Source organism: Fischerella sp. (assembly GCF_013388695.1).
GTDB lineage: Bacteria > Cyanobacteriota > Cyanobacteriia > Cyanobacteriales > Nostocaceae > PCC9605.
On record NZ_JACAEU010000125.1, the window covers coordinates 1 to 24,819 of the forward strand.

Annotated in this window: 19 protein-coding genes and 2 pseudogenes; 10 read left to right on the forward strand and 11 right to left on the reverse strand. The window is 42.7% G+C overall.

Translation table 11 applies throughout. The features are described 5' to 3' along the window. Positions 1-297: 297 nt before the first annotated feature. From psbA to HXY43_RS16660, 7 genes and pseudogenes are all read right to left on the reverse strand, one after another. Entirely contained in the window at positions 298-1,380 is a 1,083-nt protein-coding gene (psbA, locus tag HXY43_RS16630; RefSeq protein WP_026735004.1) for a photosystem II q(b) protein, read from the reverse strand. Positions 1,381-1,884: 504 nt separating this feature from the next. Continuing rightward, the gene (locus tag HXY43_RS16635; protein ID WP_290884859.1) at positions 1,885-2,016 is read right to left on the reverse strand and encodes a hypothetical protein; all 132 of its coding nucleotides are present in this window, start codon (positions 2,014-2,016) and stop codon (positions 1,885-1,887) included. Then, entirely contained in the window at positions 2,004-2,243 is a 240-nt protein-coding gene (locus HXY43_RS16640; RefSeq protein ID WP_290884862.1) for an efflux RND transporter permease subunit, read from the reverse strand. The genes HXY43_RS16635 and HXY43_RS16640 overlap by 13 nt, the downstream gene beginning before the upstream one ends. Positions 2,244-2,683: 440 nt before the next feature. Continuing rightward, positions 2,684-5,446, reverse strand: a complete 2,763-nt coding sequence (locus HXY43_RS16645) for a family 10 glycosylhydrolase (RefSeq protein WP_290884865.1) — start codon at positions 5,444-5,446, stop codon at positions 2,684-2,686. A gap of 83 nt (positions 5,447-5,529) precedes the next feature. Beyond that, a complete protein-coding gene (locus HXY43_RS16650) occupies positions 5,530-6,855 on the reverse strand; it encodes a TIGR03279 family radical SAM protein (protein WP_290884868.1) in 1,326 nt (441 codons plus the stop codon). A gap of 83 nt (positions 6,856-6,938) precedes the next feature. Next, positions 6,939-7,109 (reverse strand): annotated as a pseudogene (locus HXY43_RS16655) (undecaprenyl-diphosphatase); the annotation flags it as partial. A 30-nt stretch (positions 7,110-7,139) separates the two neighbouring features. Continuing rightward, a complete protein-coding gene (locus tag HXY43_RS16660) occupies positions 7,140-8,048 on the reverse strand; it encodes an undecaprenyl-diphosphate phosphatase (protein ID WP_290884871.1) in 909 nt (302 codons plus the stop codon). A gap of 293 nt (positions 8,049-8,341) precedes the next feature. Between HXY43_RS16660 and HXY43_RS16665 the strand changes: the two genes are divergently transcribed. Further along, positions 8,342-9,112 (forward strand): DUF3120 domain-containing protein, encoded by a 771-nt coding sequence (locus HXY43_RS16665; RefSeq protein ID WP_290884874.1) that lies wholly within the window; start codon positions 8,342-8,344, stop codon positions 9,110-9,112. A gap of 8 nt (positions 9,113-9,120) precedes the next feature. Here the strand turns inward: HXY43_RS16665 and HXY43_RS16670 are convergent, their stop codons facing one another. Both HXY43_RS16670 and HXY43_RS16675 read right to left on the reverse strand, forming a co-directional pair. Then, positions 9,121-9,801, reverse strand: coding sequence for a Rho termination factor N-terminal domain-containing protein (locus HXY43_RS16670; protein ID WP_290884877.1), 681 nt, complete (start codon positions 9,799-9,801; stop codon positions 9,121-9,123). 12 nt (positions 9,802-9,813) lie between these two features. Further along, positions 9,814-11,178 (reverse strand): AAA family ATPase, encoded by a 1,365-nt coding sequence (locus HXY43_RS16675; RefSeq protein ID WP_290884880.1) that lies wholly within the window; start codon positions 11,176-11,178, stop codon positions 9,814-9,816. 226 nt (positions 11,179-11,404) lie between these two features. On the opposite strand from HXY43_RS16675, the pseudogene HXY43_RS16680 reads away from it, so the two are divergent. The 4 genes and pseudogenes from HXY43_RS16680 to metK form a co-directional block, all read left to right on the forward strand. Next, positions 11,405-12,142 (forward strand): annotated as a pseudogene (locus HXY43_RS16680) (trypsin-like peptidase domain-containing protein); the annotation flags it as partial. A 487-nt stretch (positions 12,143-12,629) separates the two neighbouring features. Next, complete coding sequence (locus HXY43_RS16685; protein ID WP_290884883.1) at positions 12,630-13,160, forward strand: DUF5132 domain-containing protein; 531 nt, start codon at positions 12,630-12,632, stop codon at positions 13,158-13,160. 67 nt (positions 13,161-13,227) lie between these two features. Beyond that, complete coding sequence (locus HXY43_RS16690) at positions 13,228-16,233, forward strand: HAD-IC family P-type ATPase (protein ID WP_290884886.1); 3,006 nt, start codon at positions 13,228-13,230, stop codon at positions 16,231-16,233. 339 nt (positions 16,234-16,572) lie between these two features. Continuing rightward, complete coding sequence (gene metK / locus HXY43_RS16695) at positions 16,573-17,757, forward strand: methionine adenosyltransferase (protein ID WP_290884889.1); 1,185 nt, start codon at positions 16,573-16,575, stop codon at positions 17,755-17,757. Between the two features lie 59 nt (positions 17,758-17,816). Here the strand turns inward: metK and HXY43_RS16700 are convergent, their stop codons facing one another. Continuing rightward, a complete protein-coding gene (locus tag HXY43_RS16700) occupies positions 17,817-18,242 on the reverse strand; it encodes a hypothetical protein (protein ID WP_290884900.1) in 426 nt (141 codons plus the stop codon). A 352-nt stretch (positions 18,243-18,594) separates the two neighbouring features. On the opposite strand from HXY43_RS16700, the gene HXY43_RS16705 reads away from it, so the two are divergent. The 3 genes from HXY43_RS16705 (at position 18,595) to HXY43_RS16715 (ending at position 20,212) form a co-directional block, all read left to right on the forward strand. Then, entirely contained in the window at positions 18,595-18,969 is a 375-nt protein-coding gene (locus HXY43_RS16705) for a hypothetical protein (protein WP_290884892.1), read from the forward strand. Between the two features lie 266 nt (positions 18,970-19,235). After that, positions 19,236-19,880, forward strand: a complete 645-nt coding sequence (locus HXY43_RS16710; RefSeq protein WP_367161488.1) for a DUF1822 family protein — start codon at positions 19,236-19,238, stop codon at positions 19,878-19,880. Positions 19,881-19,900: 20 nt separating this feature from the next. Continuing rightward, positions 19,901-20,212 carry a hypothetical protein gene (locus HXY43_RS16715; protein ID WP_290884906.1) on the forward strand — a complete coding sequence of 104 codons (312 nt, stop codon included), beginning with the start codon at positions 19,901-19,903 and terminating at the stop codon, positions 20,210-20,212. Between the two features lies 1 nt (position 20,213). On the opposite strand, the gene HXY43_RS16720 is transcribed toward HXY43_RS16715, so the two are convergent. Further along, entirely contained in the window at positions 20,214-22,979 is a 2,766-nt protein-coding gene (locus HXY43_RS16720) for a CBS domain-containing protein (RefSeq protein ID WP_290884903.1), read from the reverse strand. Between the two features lie 627 nt (positions 22,980-23,606). On the opposite strand from HXY43_RS16720, the gene psbZ reads away from it, so the two are divergent. Together psbZ and ribH are read left to right on the forward strand one after the other, a co-directional pair. Continuing rightward, positions 23,607-23,795, forward strand: a complete 189-nt coding sequence (gene psbZ / locus HXY43_RS16725) for a photosystem II reaction center protein PsbZ (protein WP_026735178.1) — start codon at positions 23,607-23,609, stop codon at positions 23,793-23,795. Positions 23,796-24,041: 246 nt separating this feature from the next. After that, positions 24,042-24,620 (forward strand): 6,7-dimethyl-8-ribityllumazine synthase, encoded by a 579-nt coding sequence (ribH, locus tag HXY43_RS16730; RefSeq protein ID WP_026735180.1) that lies wholly within the window; start codon positions 24,042-24,044, stop codon positions 24,618-24,620. Positions 24,621-24,819: the final 199 nt, after the last annotated feature.

Consider the following 24,819-nt stretch of genomic DNA (forward strand, 5'->3'; position numbering starts at 1 on the left):
ACGCCTCAAACTCGCTCCGCAAGCCCCTTTGACAATTTGTACCCAGTAACAGGGAATCAAAAAACTTTGAAACCCACTCTGGTCAACAGTTAGCTCTTTTTTCTTGGGGGGAAGTTCAGCTTAATGGAATAACTTTGTCCATCAACAGAAGGTTATATAGCAGTCCTAAATCATTCGTGAAAAACTAAAAAAACTAGAACCTCGATTTCTTTAAGAAATTAAGGTTCTGAGGCTTTCACTAAAAAAAGCGCTCTCAAAGTAGAGGGCGCTTTTCATCATTTAGGGAGGAGGAGGGGATTATCCATTCATTACAGGAGCGTTCATCGCCACAGGTACAGTTTCACCAGCAGCCAAATCTAACGGGAAGTTGTGAGCATTACGCTCGTGCATCACTTCTATACCCAGGTTGGCGCGGTTCAGCACATCTGCCCAGGTATTGACTACACGACCGTGGGAATCAAGAATTGATTGGTTAAAGTTGAACCCGTTCAAGTTGAACGCCATTGTGCTGATGCCCAACGCTGTTAGCCAGATACAAACTACAGGCCAAGCTGCCAAGAAGAAGTGTAAGGAACGAGAATTGTTAAAGCTGGCATATTGCCAGATTAACCGGCCAAAGTAACCGTGAGCAGCCACGATATTGTAGGTTTCGTGTTCTTGGCCAAACTTGTATCCGTAGTTTTGGGATTCGTTCTCAGTGGTTTCCCGCACCAGGGAGGAAGTCACCAAAGAACCATGCATCGCACAGAACAGCGCACCACCAAACACACCGGCTACACCGAGTTGGTGGAAGGGGTGCATGAGAATGTTATGCTCCGCTTGGAACACTAACATGAAGTTGAACGTACCGCTAATGCCCAAAGGCATTCCGTCAGAGAAACTGCCTTGCCCAATTGGATAAATTAAAAATACGGAGGTAGCAGCAGCTACAGGAGCAGAGTAAGCAACGCAGATCCAAGGACGCATACCCAAGCGGTAGCTCAGTTCCCATTGCCGTCCCATCCAGCAGAAAATGCCGATGAGGAAATGGAAAACAATTAGCTCATAAGGCCCACCGTTGTAAAGCCATTCATCGAGGGAAGCAGCTTCCCAAATCGGGTAAAAGTGCAAGCCAATTGCATTGGATGTGGGTACAATTGCACCAGTAATGATGTTGTTACCGTATAACAAAGAACCAGATACTGGTTCGCGAATACCATCGATATCAACTGGTGGTGCTGCAATAAAGGCAATAATGAAACAGATGGTTGCAGTCAACAGCGTTGGAATCATTAAAACACCGAACCAGCCGATATAAAGTCTGTTATTGGTGCTGGTAATCCATTCACAAAACCGTTCCCACAGGCTACCGCTTTCGCTTCTTCTTAAAATTGTGGTCATGGCTATTTTGTTTGTAAAACGAATGTACAGATTGCAAAATCTCTCAACTACTAAAAATTGAGAATTTTGCTGTTTTCATGGATTTTTGCCGAATACCTTCTCTCTGATTGCTGGAATCTCCTTATTCAGGATTTTTTTCTGTTTTAATTTGCCTCACACCAAAATTAGGAATAACCATCTTCCTCAGGGAGATGGCTTAATCAAAGAGAAACTTTCCCTAACTCTTACGATCAGGTTTTACATGAATTTTTTGTATTTTTCAATCTATTTTTGTTAAGTTCTCTAAAGATTTTTTTCAAGTAAAAATATTGCTTTCTTTTGTTAGCTGAAGCGATTAATCTCAGATTTTATCTCAAGCGTTGCTCATAAATTATTAACACTATTATGAGTAATACTCTATTAGTTTATAAAAAAATCATAAGCTATTTTAGTTCTTTTATACAGACTGATTTGGCGCTTGAGCAAAGATTGTGATTTGTACACCCAGGTGAGCGAAGCTATGATTTATGGCTCTAGTAAAGATTTTTTCTCGACACCTTTGATATTTGCCAGTAAATAACGAGACAAAGGCACATCAACCAGGATAGCGATCGCAAAACTCAACAGCAAACAAATAATCGCCGTTAGTGGTAGCAAACGGATAAATTTACCCAACCCCCACTAATTGCTAACAATGGCACTAGCGCCAAAATCGTCGTTAACTGACCAGAAAAAGCAGGTGGAGCATAGGTTGTCATCGTTCGGAGGGCGGCTTGATTAAAACTCATACCCTTGACAAAAATGGCTTCGTGCATCCCCTCCATCATTAAGATGAACACATCTACCAAAATCCCTAAAGCCAACACCATGCCAATTAGCACCATGATGTTAAGGGTTTGACCCGTTTCAAGCTTATGTTTCCCAAATAGGTGTTAACCATAACGGGCATAGACTTCATCCGGAAATCATTGTGAATTATCAAGCGATCGCAGCGTTTTGCAAAAATGGCTAAATGTCAGAACTTCTCTCCAGGTCAATAGTTTTTGGAAGAATATTAACTATTTTGTTGAATTTGGGAATTCTAAGCCAATACGATTCAGTTAAGGCTGCGATCCCCCCTAGCCCCCCTTTAAAAGCCCTTGTCATTACCCACATTTTTCTCAAGCTGGCGCGCCATAAAATCGGATTTCAAAACCCTGATGATTGCGTGACTATTCTCAATAAATATTGATAGATGATAATTGTTCTGAGACGTACAAACCCTAATAAGCGTAAGGTTTCCAGAAGATGTGGGTAACGACAAGGCTTTTAAGCCGGGGAGAGGTCAATGTTGGGCAGTTCTCTCGCCATAACGCAACAGCCTTTCGATCGCACCCAGACGGTTTTCCCAAGCTTTGACTTGGTAGGGATTCTCCGCAGCTTGCAAGCGCATCCAAATCCGAAATTGAAACTGGAAGCGAACCAGAGTTGCTCTTGCTGCTAGCAACTTACTGGCATTGGGTTCAGCAGCCAGATTATTCAAAGCGCTTTGCAAAACTTCTGCTTGGGCATTAAACTCTGACATTGTCGTACCCGGTAATCGCAGTTGGTCGTTTTGCAAAACAAACTTCCATTCGCGTAGCAACGCATTATAACGGGCAGCAGCAGCAGCAAAAGGTTGACGCAGAGGTATTGGTTCTTGTTGCGTGCCTTGTTCTCTACCTTGGGTGCGACTAAAAACTTTTTGTAAATCATTGTTAAAATTATCTGCGGCAAAAAGGGCATAACCGCTAATTGGCAAATCTCTGACCAATTGGATTTGATCGAACGCCCCGACTGTTGGTAAAGCAAGCAGGCGAATTCCTGGGATCAATAAGGTAGAACCTAATTTTGTCGAGGCGATCCAAGGTTGCGCCAGTCGCTCAAAGCGCAAGGTATCTTGGGCATAGGTCATGGGGATGATTAAATCTATATCACCCTGCCTTGCCCAGACTTCCCAATGCTGCTGAATCTTCTGAATGCGTTCTTGTTCTGGTAAGGGAAATACAGCTGCCGATAAAATCAAGTTGGGTCGCTTTGCTCGCAAGTGCTGGGAAACTTCAGCAACAAAGCTATTAACTCGCTCAGTGCGAAATTCCGTCCACTTCCGCCAAAGTTCCCCCTGCTTGGGGGAAATCTTCATTGGATCGACACCAGTAAGTTCTTGAAACTGTGCCCTTGCTGCTTGTCCATAGCCATAACTCCGTCCTGCACCTGGATCTTGGAAAGGATAGCGAATATAGTCTAGCTGCAAGCCATCGACTTGATAGCGGGTAACAATTTCTTCGTATAGCCGCAGTAAATACTGTCGCACTTGGGGATTAGCTGGGTCAAAAAAAGGCTTACCCTGACCAAGGGGAATCATTCTACCGCGATGATCGTAGCCTGCCCAATCGGGATGAGCAGCAAGGACTGGCCCCGGATAATTAGGGTTAGTATTAAGAATTTGATTGTGGCGTTGGTTGCCAGCCGCAAAAGTCCAAACCCAAGCGTGTAATTCCATACCCCGAGCATGGGCTAATTTCACCGCGGCTGCGAGTGGATCCCAGCCGCGAATGAGTGGATTTTGCTGTGGTGCAACTTGACTGGGATATATGGTGTAACCAGAGTTGACTGTTTCAAAAAATACTGTGTTAATCCCTGCTTGTGCCAGACGATCAAAAATTTGAGCGAGTCCGCGATCGCTACCAGCACGAACAATTGTCCCCCGATCAAGCCAGATAGCCCGAATTTCTGGTTGAGCCAATCTGCGATCGACAGGAAATTGCTGCCATAGCGAAGCCTTCGCCATTAGCCAAGTAGAGCGAGCTTGAGCATACTTTTTTTGTGCTATCAACTGCTGCAAGTTTTTCACAACTTCCCGTGCTTGTACCAGGGCTTTCTCCGTACTCACAACTGGTGGAGCCCCAGATTTAGTGGAAGCGAATTGTGTCTCCTGTGCTTTTACAGACACAGAGTTGCCATTGTATGCCGCAGCAGCTAAATGAGCGCTTTCTACTCGACCGATGAGATTTTCTAACTGTTGCTGGAGAGCGATCGCTTCACTGCGGCTAATGGGTGCGTTGGAGTTAGGTATTACATCCAAACGCACTCTGTGTTCAAGTTGGTCAATTGCCTCATCTGAACGTAGAAACGTATTACTAGGTAAGGGTCTAGGATGGGGTGATGGGGAAGTAGAGGAAGTGGAGGAATTTCTCCCCCTCTCCCACTCTCCCTCTGTTCCCCTCTTCCCCTCTCCCACTCTCCCTCTGTTCCCCTCTCCCCCTCTCCCACTCTCCCTAGAGGAGGCAGCAGCGACGGAGGTAGAGCAGTTTGATGACGCTTCTGGTACTTTATTAATGAAAATAGAGAACTTTTTTAAATGACGATTGAGGGCTGCTTTCAACCAAGCGGTATCTATCTCTGCCCCAGAAGCGGCATCTACTCCCCACCGCCAACCGAACAAGGTAGAACGTTCTGTTGTTAAAACTGCTGCCGAATTATCTTTAGTATTCCAAACAGCAGCAGCTTGTGAATTTAAAGTATTGGGAATCACAACCCCACCGCGTACTGTTCCAGACAGGTTGTCTTGGCTTTCCCAATTCTTCGATGAAGAAGGTTGCAGTTTCTGGGGACTGTCAAGGCTAAATGCCCAGTATCCACCCAAGAGTGTTTGCAGCAATTGCCGTACTCCCGATGGTGATGAACTCCCTACCGAACCACTGGCAATCAAGCGCCCGCCCTTTCTCATCCATTCTTCTAGCGCGATCGCTTGCCCTGGCGTCAGATTCTCCACATTCGGCAAAAACAACACTGGGCGATCGCCCCAGTCTGCTGCACTTCTGACGCTATCTAAAGAAATTACACAATACTTCACCCCCACTGAGCGCAAGCGATTTTCAATTCCTGTCCACTGATTGCTGTTTTCTTGAGTATGGACGATGCTGAATACAGGCTCAGAAGTTGTAGCATTTGCTGGCAAAATATTCACCAGACTATACATTATAAATTTAATTTTAAAAATGAATAATCCCGTTGTTTTGAGATTTTTAAATTTACTTTTTTTTATGGTTTGTCCCTGGCTGTTCACTTATTTATTCCTCACTTATTTTATTTGGTCATTAGTCGTTGGTAAAAACCAAGGACTAATGACTAAGGACAAATGACAAAGAACTATTTAATACAGGTCTTAATTAATTCTTCGACTCCCGCAACAGTAAATATATTTGTATCCAATTTACTGGCTAATTCTTCAACACCCATATCATCTAAAAACACCAATTCGCCATGTTTTAGCATGACACTTGGCAGTAAAATTCCATTTCCTAAATCTTCCCCTTGTAAATTTAACAACAAGTCATGACCGGTTAGCAATCCAGTTACGGTAATATCTTGCCCCCAATAATCGCTATTCATAGCACGCATATTTACTTCTAAACCCTCCACGGAGTTCAAACGCTTTAGGATTGGTTGAAATGCTTTTTCCACAGCGTTGCCAACAATCCAAGTAAATTTTCGCCATCCTTTAACTTTTGGTGGTAGCAAATTATCAGCGGCTTGGGCAAAGTTTTTGAGGAATAAACGAATGGAACCAACACCATTATCGATTTGGGGATAATCTTCGTATTCAGATTCAGATGGTAATTCCTCACCAGCGATTAAAAACCACTCATCAGCTAACCAAGCAAATGTAGAATTGAACTTTTGACGAAATTGTTGCTGGAGCGATCGCACTTGTTTAATGACTTCTCGTGCTGTTTCTCTAGAAACAGGTATAAGTTCGTCTTGTTGGGGACGGAATTTGGTTAACCCCACTGGAACTACTGCCACAGAAGCTACTGCGGGCACTTCGCTAGTATGAAATGATGCTAAATCTCTGAGGGTTTGCTCTAAATGCTCGCCATCATTAATACCAGGACACACCACTACCTGAGCGTGAATTTGCAGTCGCCTTTGTTGGAACCACTTGATTTGTTGCAAAATTTGTCCGGCACGGGGATTTTTCAGCAGTCTAATTCTAACTTCGGGTTCTGTGGCATGAACGGAAACATACAAGGGAGACAGACGCATTCTGTCAATTCTTTGCCATTCCCGTTCTGGTAAGTTAGTTAAGGTGAGATAAGAGCCATACAAAAAGCTCAAGCGATAATCATCATCTTTGAAATACAAGCTTGAGCGTTTGCCTGGTGGTTGTTGGTCAATAAAGCAAAATGGACAGCGATTATTGCACTGGATTAAATTATCAAATAGTGCTGTTTCAAATTCTAATCCTAAGTCTTCGTCATAGTCTTTTTCGATTTCAATTTGATGAGTTTTTCCAGTCGCGTCTAAGACTTCCAGTTCTAACACTTCATCAGCACATAAAAATCGATAATCAATTAAGTCACGGGGATGTGTGCCGTTAATGCTCACAATCGCATCCCCAACTTCAAAGCCAATTTCTGCCGCAATTGAATCAGGTAATACTTTAGTAATTCGAGCAGGACGAATAGTAGTCATTGGTCAGGAGTAATTAGTCATTGGTCATTAGTCATTTGTCATTCCATTTAAACAAAGGACAAATGACTAATGACAAAGGACTATTAACTATTTTTCAATACTCCAGCAGCGATTGACCCCAGTATTAATACGCCAAATATTAACCTATACCAAACAAATACCCAATTACTGCGGGTTTTGAGGAAGCACAGCAAACCAGCAATTGCTAAATAAAAAAATATTGCCGATAAAATTACACCAACTACCAAACACACTCTCCCCACCTCCCCATCTCTCATCCGCAGCTAAAAAACTCCTGCACCAATTGCACCCAGAATTGCTGCTCCAAACCCAAGGCGATACCATACAAATACCCAGTTGCTTCGCCGTTGTAAGAACTTCAGCAACCAAGCGATAGATAGATAAGAGAATACGAAGGTTGAGATAATACCAACAATCAGTGGCAGGAACATATGCGATACTTCGAGTACGTCTTTAGTTTGAACTAATGTGGCGATCGCCAGCGTTGGCAAACCTAACAAAAATGAAAATCGAGCAGCAGTTTCTCGTTGCAAGCCAATAAATAGGGCTGTCGTCAGAGTTGAACCAGAACGCGAAGCCCCTGGTAGAAGGGCGATCGTTTGCCCTAAACCTACAATAATCCCATCTTGAATTTCTACCTCTTCAAAACCACGCTTGCGGGAACCAAATTTCTCCGCCAAACCCAACAACGTCGCCATCATAATTGACATTGCCGCAATCATCAAGGGACTTTCTAACTCAACATCTAAAATCTTGAGTACTAAACCACCTAATAATGCCGGAAACATCCCAATCGCAATCCCCACAAACATTTTCCACTCATATCGCTGCCATTCCTTATGCTGAAATGCTAACCAAGCACCTCCCAAAATGTTGCGAATGTCTTTCCAAAAGTACATTACTACCGCAAAAACGCTACCAAGCTGAATCCCATCAACTGCGGCCTTACTCCATGTTGCCTTCCAGCCTAAAACGTCCCGAAATATTATTAGGTGAGCGGTACTGCTGATTGGTAAAAATTCCGTGATGCCTTGGACTATACCTAAAATAAATCCTTGCACTATTTCCCCAACCAAGTTGGCTTCACCCGCAACAGCATTACCAGCTGTTTGCATCAGATAATTTTCTACAGGCAACAAAAAATCCATACCGCCTACAAACATTGTCCCCATTCACCAGACTCCAGAGATAGCTACGTAACTTTACCGAATTATCCAACTTTACGTCCTTGGAGTCAGTGATTCCGGGAGACTATTTTCATAACAAAGTGGTTTTCTCGCTCAAAAGTAGCTTTGAGGGACTCCCCCCGAATAAAGTTAAGGGGATTCGCCCGCAGTATTTTGAAAAAACTGCTTTCGCGTCACCCAACCTTGGTAATATAAAAGATACTATCATTATGCCCCAGGGGGGGATTTATGTTGTGATATCTTAAATAAGATAAAGTTAAGTAAACAATATTAAAAAATTGATTAACAATACCTTGTCTTCCCATACTGCTTCTACCTCCGTCAAGACTGACACCCAAACCCTGGAAAAACATATAATTCCCCCTGCTCCCTCTCTCTCCCCCTACCCCTCTCTCCCCCTCTTCTACACCTCCTACCGCCAAACTTGGCTAGTATTTGCCGCAGCCATATTTCTGGTGTCTGTGCCAGTATTTATCGAAGCGCCCTTAGTGCGATCGCTGCCCTGGTTGAGTGTAGCCCTGACAGGTGTATGGGTGTGGCTGAGTCTCTTATTAATGTCACGTTCTGTAACATATGTTTGGGGAGATTTGCTATTCGGGTTTAGCTGGAGTTGGTTAGCAGGTTCGATTTACTGGGGTTGGTTGCGTTGGGAACCGTTATGGCATTTGCCAGTAGAATCTATCGGCTTGCCATTTGCTATATGGTGTCTGCGTCGCAATTGGGGCAAAGTCGGTAATTGGTTTTATTTGGGTTCTTTACTCGGTACAGTCTTAACCGACGTGTATTTCTACTTGGTAGATTTGATGCCCCACTGGCGACAAATTATGCGGGTAGAACCAGAGTTGGTGTCACCAATTTTACGAAATGCCGTAGCACAAATACAAACTCCTTGGGGGACAGCCTGGGCATTAATTCTTGCCTTAGTTCTTATGGCAGTGGGACTTTTGCCTTTGGGTACAAGACGACGGTACTGGTATGCCTTTAGTGGAGCAGTGTTGAGTACGATTTTGGTAGATAGCTTATTTCTGTTGGCTGCGCTTTTGGCGTAAAAATATTTTCACACAGATAACATCTCAACTAAATCTTGCTTTTTCTTCTTGTTATATCCAGAAATCCCCCGTTTTTTCGCTATGTCTTTTAGCTGTGCAACTGTCAAAGTGTTCAATATTTTGATGTCTGCGATCGCTTCTGGCATTTGTTCAGGACTCAGATAAAAAACTTCTTTGAGCGCATTTAGCTTCTTTCCTTTGGTTATGCCACATTTCAGTGTTGCGATCGGTTCCAAGTTTTTCCAGTACTTGCGTGGGGCTTCATCAATACGATTGGTGGCGATCGCTAACTTCACTCCCTTTAACTCACTGTTGGGTTTTTCAATCAGATACTGCAACGCCGCCTGAATTTCATCTCTAGTTGCAGTTGAAAGATTGACTTTTGGTATTGACTCCCCAGTTAGAATCCTGGTTAGCTCTAATGTTTTCTCACTCTCGTCTGCAATGATGCACCAAACTCTTTCTAAACCCGCTTCCTCAGCGATCGCGTAGATAAATGAATTGCCGATGACTTCATAGCGATCTTCACCGATTTCTTTAACAATTACCGGAACCCAATTGCGACTACCCGATTCAACCAGCGCTTTTGCACCAGCTTTGATTAAAAACTCTGGTGCATCCGTGCCTTTACCTGGGTTGATTTCATGCATATAAAGGCACATCAAATTCCCAACATCGCTTAAGCTCATGTCTCTGCTCTCTTATTGCAAAAAGTATTCCTTAGCTAGTGCCAAATAATGCTCATAAGCTGTCCGATTTTTGTAAACAGCCGGGATGCGAGTAAATGCAGCGCTTGCAATATGCGCGTAACTGGGTATGTTAAAAATGTGGCGGCTTTGATTTGCCTGAGTATATTTAGGGTAAAAATATGGTGTTAGATCAATAGGATTAAGTGTATCGGTTTTGGCTTTGTTGATGATTTTATCTATCTCCTTTTGGGCGGTAAATATCTGAGCGTCGGTAATGGATTCACCGTTGTAAAAAATGGGGAGGGCAATAGGCCCTCCGTCATTCCTTTTAGTCTGAATTTCAGGAATAAAACGCTGAATGACAACAGCCGCGTTCTTTAGCGAAAACATGCTGTTGTGTTTGGTGGGAATTAAAACAACATCCGAGGCATACACAGCACTCTGGCTAAACAATCTCCAATTGGGTGGAGAATCAATCAAAATATAGTCATATTGATATTTTAGTGGCTCAATTACCTGCCTAAGTCTGCTTATCTTTATACGTTGCCGCAATTCCTCTTCACCAAGCTCCATCAGCTTTTGGTCGCTAGGGATAATATCAAATGCGATTGTATCTTTGGATGGTACTTGGAAATTTAACCTGAAGCTTAATCCAGGAGGAACCGATATACTCGCCTTATCTTCCAACCAGGAATATAGCACATCTTCCTTTGGTTTGAGAGCAAGGGAGTTAGTTAAATCCTGCTGGCTTGGGTCAAAATCAATTATTAATGTTTGTTTTCCCAAATATGCTAGCGTTGCAGCCAGATTGAGTGTTGTTGTAGTCTTTCCCACCCCACCTTTGTTGTTGTAAATGGCAGCTGTAAGTGCCTTTTGTGGGGTGTCGATTTTAGCTTTGATGTTCTGTACAATCTCGTCAACATTGTCCGAAGTGATTTCCTGGCAAGGTAAACAAGGGTGGATAACCTTACCGTGTTTCCTAAACAGCTGTATATGGATTGAGTTGGTGATAATCCCCCACTGTACAGATTGACAGTTCGGCGCTAACAGGTAACGTTTAAGTTGGGAAACGGTAGACTTATACTGTGTGGAATTTTCACTTAAGTTAGTATCTCTGCCTTTTAACTCAATAAGCAGATAAGGGTTAGACTTGGTATGGATAAAGATGTCTTTGTCAGTATCTCTTCTAACAGCATAGTCAACTTTATCAGTACCATTCCCAGTAGCAAAGTTGGGAATCGTTTCGGTGACATCATACCCCAATGTTTTTAATAATTCTGGAATAAATATATTACCTATTGTTGCTTGCGGTGCATTGATGGGTAGGTAAAGCAAGGCTTTTAGAAGCTGGTTATATTCCATAGAATGAGTCTGCATACACAAACACGAAACCTTCAAATTTCAGGAGTTTTGCTTATAGTGTACTGAACTATGATGTTATTTGCGATCCTGAGTTTTCACAGTATGTGGTTTTGGGTGATTTTTGTAACCTAAGCTTCCTTAGCATTATCCGATGTGTTGACATTTTTTTGTCATTCTCACCAATCACAATAAAAATTACAGGAGCTTAATTAAATACATGACTTAATCCAACTCCGAATTAATGACCCCCTTGAAGAGAAACCAAACAAATTCTTGGTTGAATGCAGCGCTATTATTTGCCCTGGTTTCACTACCTACTGCTTGTGCTTTGCAACCAAATCGCACAAACAATGTTGCCGAATCTTTCCCGAAAGCGGAGGCGAAAGAAAGCGATCGCAATAATGCAACTTATGCAGATGTGCAAGCTTTGGTGAATATGGGTGCGCGAGTTACTGGTACGCCAGTCATGGAAAAGGCAAGTGCTTACCTGATTGATGAGTACCGTAAGGCTGGTTATGTCACTGAGGTTCAGACTTTTGATTATCAAAAGTTTGTAGACTTAGGCTCAAATCTCACTATCAATGGAGCGAGTATAGAAGGTAATGCCCTCAACGGTACGATTCCTGGAAAAGTGAATGCACCGATGGTAGCAGTTCCCAATGTTGGGCGTCCCGATGACTTTGCTCAGGTAAATGTCAAAGGTACGATCGCGATCGGCAACCCCCTCGGTTTAGATAACACCGTCACAGTGGGTATTATCAGTGGCACAGAACGCTCTAGTCGTGCCTTTGGTGTACGCGATGGGGGGATTGGTTTCATCCAGACAGATGCAGCTATTAACCCTGGTAATTCTGGCGGGCCGCTATTGAATCAAAGAGGGCAAGTCATCGGCATTAACACTGCGATCATTCGAGGTACCCAAGGATTAGGATTTGCCATTCCCATCAACCAGGCACAGCAGATTGCTAACCAGTTGATAGCCCAGGCAGGCTAACACTTTTCTGATACCAACTCGCGTACTTAAACGTAAAACCCTACCCTTTTCCCTTCCCCTTGCTAAGGGGTGGGGTAAAATACATTATCGTAGTTTTTTTAAACGCAGAGGGACGCAGAGTAAGCGCAGAGGGGCGCAGAGTATAATTAGTTACGAATTTGTGCAATGTTGTACCAAGTCAACTATCTATCAGTGTTTATCTGTATTCATCTGTGGTCGATTTTCAAAACCTAATTTTTGCTATAGTTTTTAATTCACATCAGGCATCCCTTATTTATCAATATCTAAGGTTAAGAAAAGATTATTAAAAGGTTACTAATTGACTAATATATTCGCAAAAAATTGCCGACACCCAAATTTTTCTGGTGCAGGGTTTTCTGAAATCTTAAGTTAAACCTACAGGCTGATGGTTTGAGCTTTAAATCTGACTACGCTTTTATATCATCTGCCTGTTTGCGGAGGAAATGTTCAGATGCGATCTTCTACGTTTGACTGGGAACAAATTAATGTACCTGAAATTGTCGAGAGTCTCACAGGATTAATTTTTGCACCTGTGATTCTTCCTCTGGCCGCAGCGGTACATCAGCCTACAGTCCAAACAGCCATCAAAGGAGGAATCGCTCTTTCCGAAAGGTGTAAAGAAGCACTAGCAGAAACTACAGAGGTAATTGAAAACTTAGCCGCAGAGGTCAATGCTGAACTCATCAATGACAAACAGGCAGAATTTAACTCTGAAATGACTCGAATCTATTCTCAAGATGCAAAATCTGAGATAGCTAGAGACTTAATCAATGTAATTTCAGATGTCAACACCGATGTAGGACGGATAACCAACGGTGTAATTGATTTGCGGCTGTTATTACCTCTGGGATTTAGTGCGCTGGCTGTGCGTCAGTTGTTTATTAAAGGGCTGCAAATTGATGAAATACCCTGGTATGTCCTGGCTTGGTATGCTTTCGACTCTTTTATGAAATTAAATACAGCAAAAGAATCAAATGATTAAAAATTAGGAAAAGCTACTATATTGGCTATTTGTAATTTTTAGTTTTCAGACAGGGGCAAGTATTTCTGTGATTAAAGTAATTCATAATCAGGTCAAAGGTAGAGCTAGATATAAAGTTAAGGAGCTTTATCGCTCGGAATCTCTCAAACAATATCTTGAGCGATCGCTCTCAGAACAGCCAGGAATAAATTACGTTTCTGCTAATCCATTAACTAGCAATATTCTGATTTTTTTTGATTACGAATATAGTACAGAAAAAATAGCAACATTAATTGAAAAAAATGTTTTAGAATATCAAAATTCAGACATAAAATTACCAGTAAAAAATTTACCTGCAACAAAAAAAGCATTAACCAAAGAAACACCAAAACCCATTGCTAATGCTCAAGCGCAAAGAATAGAAAACTGGCATCTAATGGAAACAGATGCAGTTCTAGATTCATTTAATACCTCAAAACAATCAGGGTTATCTAGTGAGTCTGCTGCTGAAAATTTAAATAAATATGGCCCGAATGTTCTAGCAACAGCAAAGACTCGTTCTGATTTAAGTATCTTGATTGACCAATTCAAGTCTTTGCCAGTTGCTCTGTTGGGCATTGCTGCTGGTGTTTCAGTAGTGACGGGGGGACTTATCGATGCGTTAGTAATTCTGGGAGTGGTTGGTCTGAATGCGGCGATTGGTTATACAACAGAAAGCCAGTCAGAAAGAATTATTCACTCTCTCGGCAGTCATCAGGAGACCTCGACTTGGGTAATTAGAAATGGTAAGCAAATCGAAATTCCCATAGAAGATGTTGTTATTGGCGATATTTTAGTTCTGAAAACAGGTGGTTATATAGCAGCAGATGCCCGACTACTAGAAGCAGAAAATCTCAGTATTGATGAGTCTGCGTTAACAGGGGAAAGCATACCTGTGACTAAATCAACATCATCCTTAACAGGTGAAGATATTCCTTTGGCAGATCGTACAAATATGGTCTACAAAGGAACTTTGGTAACAGGTGGTCAAGGTTTGGCAGTGGTGGTAGCAACAGCCAAATTTACCGAAATGGGCAAGATTCAACAATTAGTTGGCGAAGCAACAGCAACCGAAACTCCTCTAGCCAGACAACTCGATCAAGTAGGTAGCCAACTAGTGGCAATTGGCATGGGAATTTGCGGACTTGTCTTTGGTATTGGGGTGTTGCGGGGATATGGTTTGCTGCAAATGCTTCAATCATCTATATCCCTAGCGGTTGCTGCCGTTCCGGAAGGGTTGCCCACAATTGCCACTACAACCTTGGCTTTGGGTATCCAAGATATGCGGAAGCGTAACGTCCTCGTTCGCAGTCTTGGTGCTGTAGAAGCTTTGGGTTCGGTGCAAACCATTTGCTTGGATAAAACTGGAACGATTACAGAAAATCGGATGTCTGTTGTCGAAGTTCGTGTAGACAGCCGACAAATTAATGTGTTGGATGGTGAATTTATCGCTAATGACGAGAATATTAATCCCTACGCTTGCGATGAATTGCTAAAGCTGATTCATGTTTCGGTTCTTTGTAATGAAAGTCAAGTCAACCAAGAGCAAGATGGCAAGTATAGCATCAAAGGGTCGGCAACAGAGAATGCTTTGATTCACATGGCTATCAGTGCTGGGGTAGATGTGAACCAGCTTAGAGACAAGTATCAGCTGCTGCAAACTAACTTGCGCTCAGAGAATCGTAACATCATGAGTACGGTTCATGCGATTGATAATAACCATAAATTTGTTGCTGTGAAAGGCAGTCCGGCAGAAGTTGTCCAGATATGCAAATTCTGGCTGAAAGACGGGGAAGTCATACCTTTAACAGAAGAAGACAGGCGGGCAATAGAAATAGAAAATGACCGCATGGCAGGAAAAGCACTGAGAGTGCTGGGTATAGCTTATACAATTCTCGATGAAAACAACAACAGGCAAAATCCGGAGCAAGACCTGACATGGCTTGGTCTTGTGGGTATGGCAGATCCAGTTCGCAAAGGTGTCAAAGAGTTAATAGCTCAATTCCACGAGGCTGGTATTGATACGGTGATGATTACCGGGGATCAAAGTCCTACTGCCTATGCGATCGCCAAAGAATTAGAATTAAGCAGAGATCCGCAACTAGAAATTCTAGACTCCACTGACCTCAACAATCTTACCCCAGAGGCACTCACAGCACTTGCTGATAAAGTGGATGTCTTTGCCCGCATCAGTCCTAGCAATAAATTGCAAATCGTCCAAGCATTACAAGCCGCTGGACAAGTTGTGGCCATGACAGGCGATGGTATTAATGATGCTCCCGCACTCAAGGCTGCTCAAGTTGGCGTCGCAATGGGCAAAGGCGGAACTGATGTAGCGCGTGAAGTTGCAGATATCGTCCTGGAAGATGACAGGCTAGAAACCATGATTGTTGCCGTCAGTCGGGGGAGAACTATCTACAACAACATTAGAAAATCGGTGCATTTTCTTCTCGCCACCAACCTAAGTGAAATCATAGTCATGACAACCGCTACCGCAGTTGGTATAGGCGAACCCCTAAACGCAATCCAACTGCTTTGGCTAAATTTGGTGACAGATATTTTCCCTGGTCTTTCTCTGGCGTTGGAAGCACCAGAACCAGATGTACTGAGTAAGCCTCCCCGCAACCCAGATGAACCAATAATTAAGAGTTCAGATTTTGGCAGAATTGCTTTTGAGGCAGGAACAATATCCGTCAGTACTTTAGCAGCTTACGGATACGGCATCCTCAAATATGGCATCAGTCCCCAGGCAAGCACTATTGCTTTTATGAGCCTAACATCAGCCCAACTGCTACATACCCTGAGCTGCCGTTCTGAAAATCACAGCATCTTTAGTCAAGAAAAACTGCCGAATAATTCCTACTTAAATGCTGCCATTGTCGGTTCTTTTGCTATTCAACTTCTTGCTATAGCTATTCCACCACTGCGGAGTCTATTGAAGATTACGCCAATTGATATTGTAGATAGTGCTGTCATTGGCGGTAGTGCTTTGCTGCCTCTGTTGGTGAATGAAAGCACAAAGAATCTACCATCAGCAAATGATGACAAAAAATGATCCCCCTAACCCCCCTTAGAAAGCAGGGGGGTGGTTTCATACAAACACCAGAAAAATTAATTAGTCTCTTCCCACCCAGAGATATTTATGTTAACGAACCACAAAGGACACAAAGGACACAAAGAGTTTAAGAAGTTGGTAGGGATTCAAATTTTATTCCGTCGTATGAAACCACCCTGCTTTGGAAAGGGGGAAAAAAGCCCTATTTTTTAACTGAATTTTAAACTTGGAGAAACTAAAGCAATCGGAAAACCAAGCCCCCCTTTTTAAGCAGGGTTGAGGGGATCTCAAATATTGAAGCAGAATGAATTAGTAAATACTAACCAAAGGTGAAAACATATGAAAAAAGACTTCATGTTTACCTCTGAATCGGTAACAGAGGGGCATCCTGATAAACTTTGCGATCAGATTAGTGATGCGATTGTAGACCGATTTCTTCAGCAAGATCCTTATTCTCGCGTAATTACAGAATGTGCTGTAGCTACAGGTATTGTTTTTATTGCAGCTAGATTTGAACCTAGTGCCAACGTAGATTTCACCAACGTAGCCAGAAAAGTAATTGACCAGGTAGGCTACGAACATACAGAATTTAATGGTAAGACTTGTAGTATTTTGACTAGCCTTTCAGAATTGACTCCCGATCAGATTTATTCTTTTCATGAAAAAGAACTTTCTGATGAAGAGATAGAGCAAATTCCTGCCAAAAACCAAGCGACAGTATTTGGTTTTGCCTGCAATCAAACTTCTGCTTTGATGCCTCTACCAATTTGGTTAGCTCACAAACTAGCAAAACGAATTAGTGAAGTCAGACGCCAAAATATACTCTCTTATCTTACTCCCGATGGCAAAACTCAAGTAGGAGTTGAATATCGCGATCGCCGTCCTTATAGAATTCATAGTCTCACAGTTATTGCCAGTCAAAATAAGGCGAAATATCCTGATTTACAACAACTTCGAGACGATATTTACGAGACAGTAATTAAACCTGTTTTTGATACTGAAGAAATTAAACCAGATGAACAGACGAGAATATTTATTAATCCTGATGGACAATTTATTCGTGGTGGCCCTGCTGCTCACTCTGGGTTAACAGGTAGAAAAAATGCCATAGATACTTATGGAGAATATGCACAGCATAGTGGTTCAGCTCTAAGTGGCAAAGACCCAATTAGAATAGATAGAGTCGGGGCTTATGCCGCCCGTTATGCAGCTAAAAATCTTGTAGCGGCAGGTATTGCTGATGAATGTGAGGTGCAGCTGAGTTACACGATCGGTATTGCCAAACCAGTCAGTATTCAGGTAGAAACTTTTGGAACAGGCAAAATTTCTGATGAAGAAATCACACAACTACTAGCAAAGCATTTTGATTTTCGTTTAGCAGGGATAATTAAGCAGTTTAATTTGAGATTCCTGCCTTCAATCTATAAAGATGGCTTTTACAGAAAACTAGCTACCTATGGTCATGTGGGTAGGATTGATTTGGAACTTCCTTGGGAAAAAACAGATAAAGTTGGTGTGTTTTAAAAGTTATCAACAGTCATTGGTCATTAGTCATTTGTAATTACCAATGACTAATGACAAATTTAAGCAGGTTGAAGTTCTTTTTGACAGTAAAGATAATCACAATATACTGCCCAAGCTGCCCCAAATAAACCAGTTATAGAACCTGCGATCGCTGCTGCAACACCCCATCCCATTGGCCCAAGCCAGTCTGTGATTTCACATAATATTGCTGTGGTTGCTTTGGAAACAATGTAAGCCGTTCCTGCTGCTGCTGCTGTTACTAAACCCAACTCTGCCAGCATTTCTATCACTTGTTTGCTGGATAAATCTTCTTGAAAATAGATTTTCCATATAGAAGTGTACATAGCAACATCAGAAGCAGTTAAAATCACCTGTTTTGGAACTTCTACGCCAGGAGTTGGCGCAGCTGAGGCACCACCACTACCAATAGCGCAAGTGGCGATCGCTAAAGCTACTTCTAATCTTTTTTTGCCTAAACTACTCACGGTTTCATCTCCTGTGACTCTTGCAGAGGTAGTATTTAGCCGCGAGGTTTGCATAAACATCAACCTCATACAGTCTATTTACCCTAACTAGAGTAGACCATTGCCTTAGTGTCTTAGTGTCTTAGTGGTTCAAAAATTTTTAACCGTTATTATTTTCTACCCCCTTACCTTATCTTTATTTTATTTACGCTCACCAACATTATCTACTCAACTAATGAAATTAGTAGCAATTTTCATGTAGAAAAGTTGTTAGTAATAGGGCGATTAGTCACCCAAACAGGTGATGTCAATCAAATATTCTCAACGATATCTTAAAAGCACCAGAAGTTAAACAACTCTGGAGAATAATATTATGAAAAAGATTATGATGGCAAGTCTAGTAGCTTTAGCTACTGCTACTGGAATGCTCCTCAACAATCAACCCGCTCAAGCTCATCGGCGTTACTATTATCATCGCCTATATCCTTTTCGATTTAATTACTGCTATCCGGTTACTCAATGGCTGGTTGACGAAGATCCCGCCTATCACCCTCAAGCCTACGCTGATGGCTACCGACAAGGACGTGAGAGTGCTAAAAAAGGAAAAGCTTACAAGCCACGTACTGCTGGTGGTGAATTTGGTCGTGGTTTTGATGACGGTTATTACGGTAGGAAGTTTGCTGGTCAAAAAAACATAGTTCCTAACGAATATAAGCCATACACCACATCAGAATGCGGTTGGTTTTGATTCTCTTAGGAAGTATGATGTTGTGCTAAAAATTTCTCAGCCTCAGTCCTATCTTTAATTTCTCCATCCAAGGTAGCAGCTAGCAAATCATCCAGCATTTGTCGATACTGGGGTTCTGGTTTATAACCCAATACGCTTGGCGATCAGCTAATTTACCTACCGATAAAATTTGTAGAGACGTTGCAATGCAACGTCTCTACACACACATAAATACCACAGATAACCCCTAAGTTAGCAGTAAATTAGATGCAAATATTTTAGAAGAAATTGTTGAGGAGATCCGAATAAAAACAGGAGACGAATCAATAACTATACAGAGAATTGAAGAAGGATCTATGGATATATTTGTAGATGGTTCACAAAAAGGTCTTGAAAAACTTGAAGCTCTCATCAAATCTGGGCAACTGAAAGAGATATCAGGTATTCCCATACAATATATGGAGAGCGAAGTTTCTAATTCTTTATTAAGTCAGACATTAGTGAACTTAGAACAATGGCTGCAAAATATTATTGATGCTAGTTGGCAGACAGTTAAAGATGTTTTAGGTGAAGAAACAGGCAAGCTAGTTGTTGCTAGAAGTGCTGTTAGTACAGAAGGAGTTTTACGTGCCCAGCGTATTGATCTGGAAATTGAATCGACAGTGACTTCGTTAGCATTGGTTGTTAGTATTCAGCCAACATCATCTGAAGAAAGGGACATTCGCTTAGCAGTGTATTCCATTGATAGTACAACTCTGCCCATAGGTCTGAAATTTATTGTGCTTGATACATCTGGAAAAATTCTCAAAGAAGATGAAGCTAAAAAAGCAGATAAGTTGTTTCAACTAAAAATCAGTGGCAAAACTGGAGAGTGTTTCAGTTTACGAATTGAGCTTGCTAACGCTAATACCAGTTGGAGTTTTATAATTTAACTGCCTGCAAGGAAGCAGCAATGGGTAAGTTGATTATTATTCATATAGATGGTGATTTTGACAATGGTTTTACTGTCTATTTGCAAATTTGGACAGAAGGCGATCGCCAATTAATCGCCACTGCGAGGGGAAAACTACCCCCAGCAAAAGACTTATATGAAAACTATACGATTGATGATTTAGAACCCGATTTGAGAAAAGCGGTAAAGCGGGGTTTGCAGTTAGCAATTTTTAATTCCTGTGATGGATTGGAAATAGCACAGCAATTGGCTCATTTACATGTCCCCTTTGATGTTTGTATTTGCATAAAAACCACATCGATTGAAATATAAATTACTGAGCATAATGCTGTGCCAAAAATTTCTCAGCCTCAGTCCTATCTTTAATCTCTCCATCCAAGGTAGCAGCTAGCAAATCATCCAGCATTTGCCGATACTGCGGCCCCGGTTTGTAACCAAGTTTCTTCAGATCGTTACCATTGAGAATTGGCTGCACGTTAGCCCAAACTGTCAAGTAATGCCATATTTGCCGCCTAATCGTTCGCGAACTGTGTAGAGCAATTAAAATCAACGTGGGTAAATCGTAACGCCGTAGTAATTTCACCACCTGACTGGGACGCTGGCAAGTGGGTAAAGTTTCCTTTACCTCAGCTTGTGTCTGGGCAAAGTTCTGCAAGCGTTCGATGCTATCTTCTTGCATTTGCAGATTTTTTGCCACCTTGGCTCGATATTCTGGTGTGAGGTGGGCAATGATTGCTTCTAAGCGCATCTGCCAGTGAGTAATCAGCGATTGTTCGGGGTCAAATCTGAGCAAACAGCGTTCTAGCAGTCGTAATTGCCGCCACAACTCCTCATCAAGCTTGAGAGTAGGATGGATGCACTGTAATGCTCCCAAATCTGCCAGTAACTGTAAAGCTGGTTTCCAATAAGGCGCTTCGAGAATGTGCTTTAATTCTGCTTTCAGTCGAGTTTGTAGTGCAGGTGCTTTGCTGTTTTCTCTAGTAGTGCGATCGTAAACACCACTATTTATGGCATAACGAATATACTCTTCTGTTTGCTGTTCAATGTTGAAGCCAAAGCGCACGGCAAAGCGGACGCCGCGATAAATACGGGTGGGGTCTTCAATAAAGCTGTTGGCGTGTAAAACGCGAATTTGCTTAGCTTGCAAATCTAGTAAACCACCAAAGAAATCAAGTAGTTTACCAGCACGAGGAGGTGTGAGTCGCAGTGCGAGGGCATTGATGGTAAAGTCGCGTCGATACAAATCTTGACGAATTGAACTGGCTTCGACTTCAGGATTAGCTGCTGGGTAAGGATAAAATTCAGTTCTGGCAGTCGCAATATCTACCCAGAGAGAATCCAATTCTGGGTCTTTGTGCCAAAGTAGAGCAGCAGTTTGAAAAGCACCGTGAATTTCTAGGCGTGCAGCTGGGTAAAGTTGCTGGAGTGCTTTGGCTAATTCTACACCAGCACCTACATCAGCAGCTTTGTGAAAGCCATCGACTACTAAATCTATATCTTGAATTAACAAAGTGCCAGATGCTTCTTTGGCTAGCAGTAAGTCGCGTACTGCTCCCCCCACTAAATACAAATGCCAACCGCGTTGTTTGGCTTGTGCAGAGGCTTTGGTGAGTAGTTCCCAGAGTTTGGGAGCAAGGCGATCGCGCAATTGACTAAGCGCCGGAATCTCAACACTTTCTTCCCCTCCTTTCCCTTTCTCCCCATCTCCCCATCTCCCTATTGCCCCTAATCCCCACTCCCTAGCGGTCGTGGGGGCCCCGAGTTCCCCATCATTTTGCTGATGTAATTCCCGCAAAACGTCGGTGCGCGTGACAATTCCTACTAACTGCCCATTTTCTAACACTGGCAACCGTCCGATATCATAAGTCACCATTAATGACTCGATTTCTGGCAGAGTAGTATCAGGGGTAATAGTCTTTAAATTTATTGTCATGTAGCCTTTGACTGGTGCATGACTAAAGCCGTGATGCAGGGCAATATCAATGTCTCGACGAGAAATAATACCCACCAACTTACCTTGGGCATCAACTACAGATAAACCAGAGTGTCCGTAGCGTAGTAAAATCCGCTGCGCTTGTTCTATTGTGGTTTCTGGGCGGATGGTACGAACAGGAGATGACATTAAATCTCGTGCCGTTGGTGGATGAGGAACTTGAGCTTTTAACCCTTTTAATAGTTGGTTTAAGATTTCCTGAAAATCTACTCCCCGGAGGTTCAGCGATGTGGCTTGAGAATGTCCGCCGCCGCCTAGCGGTTGAAATATTTGGTTGAGATTGACGCCGGGAATTCGCGATCGCCCAATTACCGTTAAGCGCGAATCATTCTCTCCCAAAGGATATTCGTTAGCTAGCAGTAAAGCATCAATTTCTGTCAACTCCATTAGTTCGGAAGCCAGACTCGATAACCCCGGTACAAAAGCATTGGTTTTCAGCCTTACCCAAGCCAGCGTATATCCTCTTATGCATAAATACTGGAGATTGTCAAGGGCATCAGATAATAATTGCTGCAATTGGGGAGATAAACCGGGTTCAACATACTCAGCCACTACCGATAAACTAGCACCTTGCTGCATTAACCAACCTAGAGCCAAGGCATCTCGTGATGTGGCGTGGTCATAAGTGAGTGAACCAGTATCAACGTGGATACCCAAAGCCATTGCCGTTGCTTCCGCGACAGAAAGGGAAATTTGCCGTTTTTGCAATTCCTCCACAATTAGAGTTGTGGTGGCTCCTACGTCGGAAATATGGAATTTAGTTGCAGGGATATCGCCATGTTGTTCGAGGTGGTGATCGTAAACGATGATTTCTTTGATTTGGGGTAAATCTAACCATTCAGCAGCTTTACCCAGGCGATCGCGGTATTGTGTATCTACTACAGTTAGAGAACGAATTTTTTTCGGATTGACCGAACGCCTTTCTATTAGCGCGTACTCATCCCGATGCAACGCTAAAAAATCCCGTACAGGTGGATGAGCGCCGCCAGTTAACACAATCTTGCTACCTGGGAGCAACCGCGTTAGTCCTACCGCCGCCCCCAGTGCGTCAAAATCAGCTGTTGTGTGGCACAGAATTAAGTCCATAGTCAAGAGTCAAGGGTCAAGAGTCAAGGGTCAAGAGTCAAGGGTCATGATTTTGACTTTGGACTTTTGACTCTGGACTAAAGTGTTGCAATTTCTGCTAGCTTAACCAATTAAAGAAAATAGTCGGTTTTGCTCTATAAATATTCTATCTTTAGCTCTATCCGACATCAGCCCACATCGTATTCATAAGCTAAAAGGCATTTAATTTGCATTCTCAAAAAAATCAAACTCTTGTGGGGTGGGCGTCTCGCCCGCCCTGACTATGCAACTTAAATGCACATCAGCTTACCCTGTAGGGAACCTAAAGCGTAGAGTTGGTGTTGAGATGAATAGCAGCACAAAAACTAAACGCTGTTTAACCAATCCGAACCATAGGTTCTGGGCATGAAGGGCAGTTGAGCTTTTGTCAATGTTTGTTTATGATCTACAAAGTGGTTTAAGCTAATCACCACTCCACTCAAAAACTAAACTTTTTATATTTTTCGGTGCGGAGGGGCATCCCGTATCGTTAATAAAGCTCAGTTAATGTCCGACGGAATACCGGGAGTCGCTGAGAATTCTACACCGTGATGCTTTCAGTCGGTGTAGGAGTATGTCACTATCTTCGCTGTCTTGGGATAAGGGAAAATGACTATTATATTCCAAATTGCTTTGTTAGCTCTGGTTCTTGTGTCGTTTGCGATGGTAATTGGCGTTCCTGTTGCCTATGCCACTCCCCAAAACTGGAATGAATCTAAAAGATTGCTGTGGCTTGGCTCTGGAGCCTGGATTGCTTTGGTACTTTTAGTAGCAGCCTTAAGCTTTTTCGTAGTCTAACCAACTGCCGCGACATCAAAAAAGTTAATAGCATAAAAAAAGGGGCAGAGGAGCCACAAGAGGAAACGGGGAAACGGAGACACGGAGACACGGGGACAAATAAATTCAAAAGAAAATTCATTTTGAATTCTTTGTCTCCCCATCTCCCTATCTCCCCATCTCCCCATATTCTTATTTCCGCTGCTCCTGTTGTCTTTAGAGAAGAATGTATATATTTGCAAGAGTATAGTTGATTTAGAGGCGGTCATGGCAGTTTTCGAGGGAACTTTTACGCAGACAGAGCCTTTGCGGTTTGCATTGGTAATTGGTCGATTCAATGACCTAGTTACCACGAAACTGCTGGAAGGGTGTCAAGATTGCTTGAAACGCCACGGCGTCGATGTCGATCCTCACGGCTCTCAAGTAGACTATGTTTGGGTGCCGGGAAGTTTTGAAGTTCCAGTGGTAGCTCGCCAACTTGCGCTTTCGGGTCGCTACGATGCCATAATTTGTATGGGTGCCGTCATCAAGGGGCAAACACCTCATTTTGATTATGTTTCATCTGAGGTAGCAAAAGGTATTGCCGCTGCTTCTTTTCAAACTGGCGTACCGGTGATTTTTGGCATTTTGACAACCGACACCATGCAGCAAGCCTTGGAACGGGCTGGTATTAAAAGCAATCATGGTTGGGACTACGCCATGTCAGCATTGGAAATGGGTAGCCTGATGCGAAAATTACGTTCTAACCTAGCTCAGCCATATTCTGGTCATTCCCAATCTTTACCAGGTTCGCTCAAAAGTGCTAGTCTAGGCGAACTTTCGGCGTCTGGGGAAGAACTAGGTTGATCGGCAGTTAACCAAGGAAAGGTAACAAAAGAGACGCGATATATCGCGTCTCTGCTTGTATAATTCGTAAAGAGCTAGGGTTCAAGGGGTGACAAGCGAGCTAAAGTGCTTGCTGTATAAGCTTCATAGCCCTTAAACCTCGCCGATAATATGCTTGCTTATTGCGACTCAAACCGAGCAGTTCCTCGACCCATGCTTG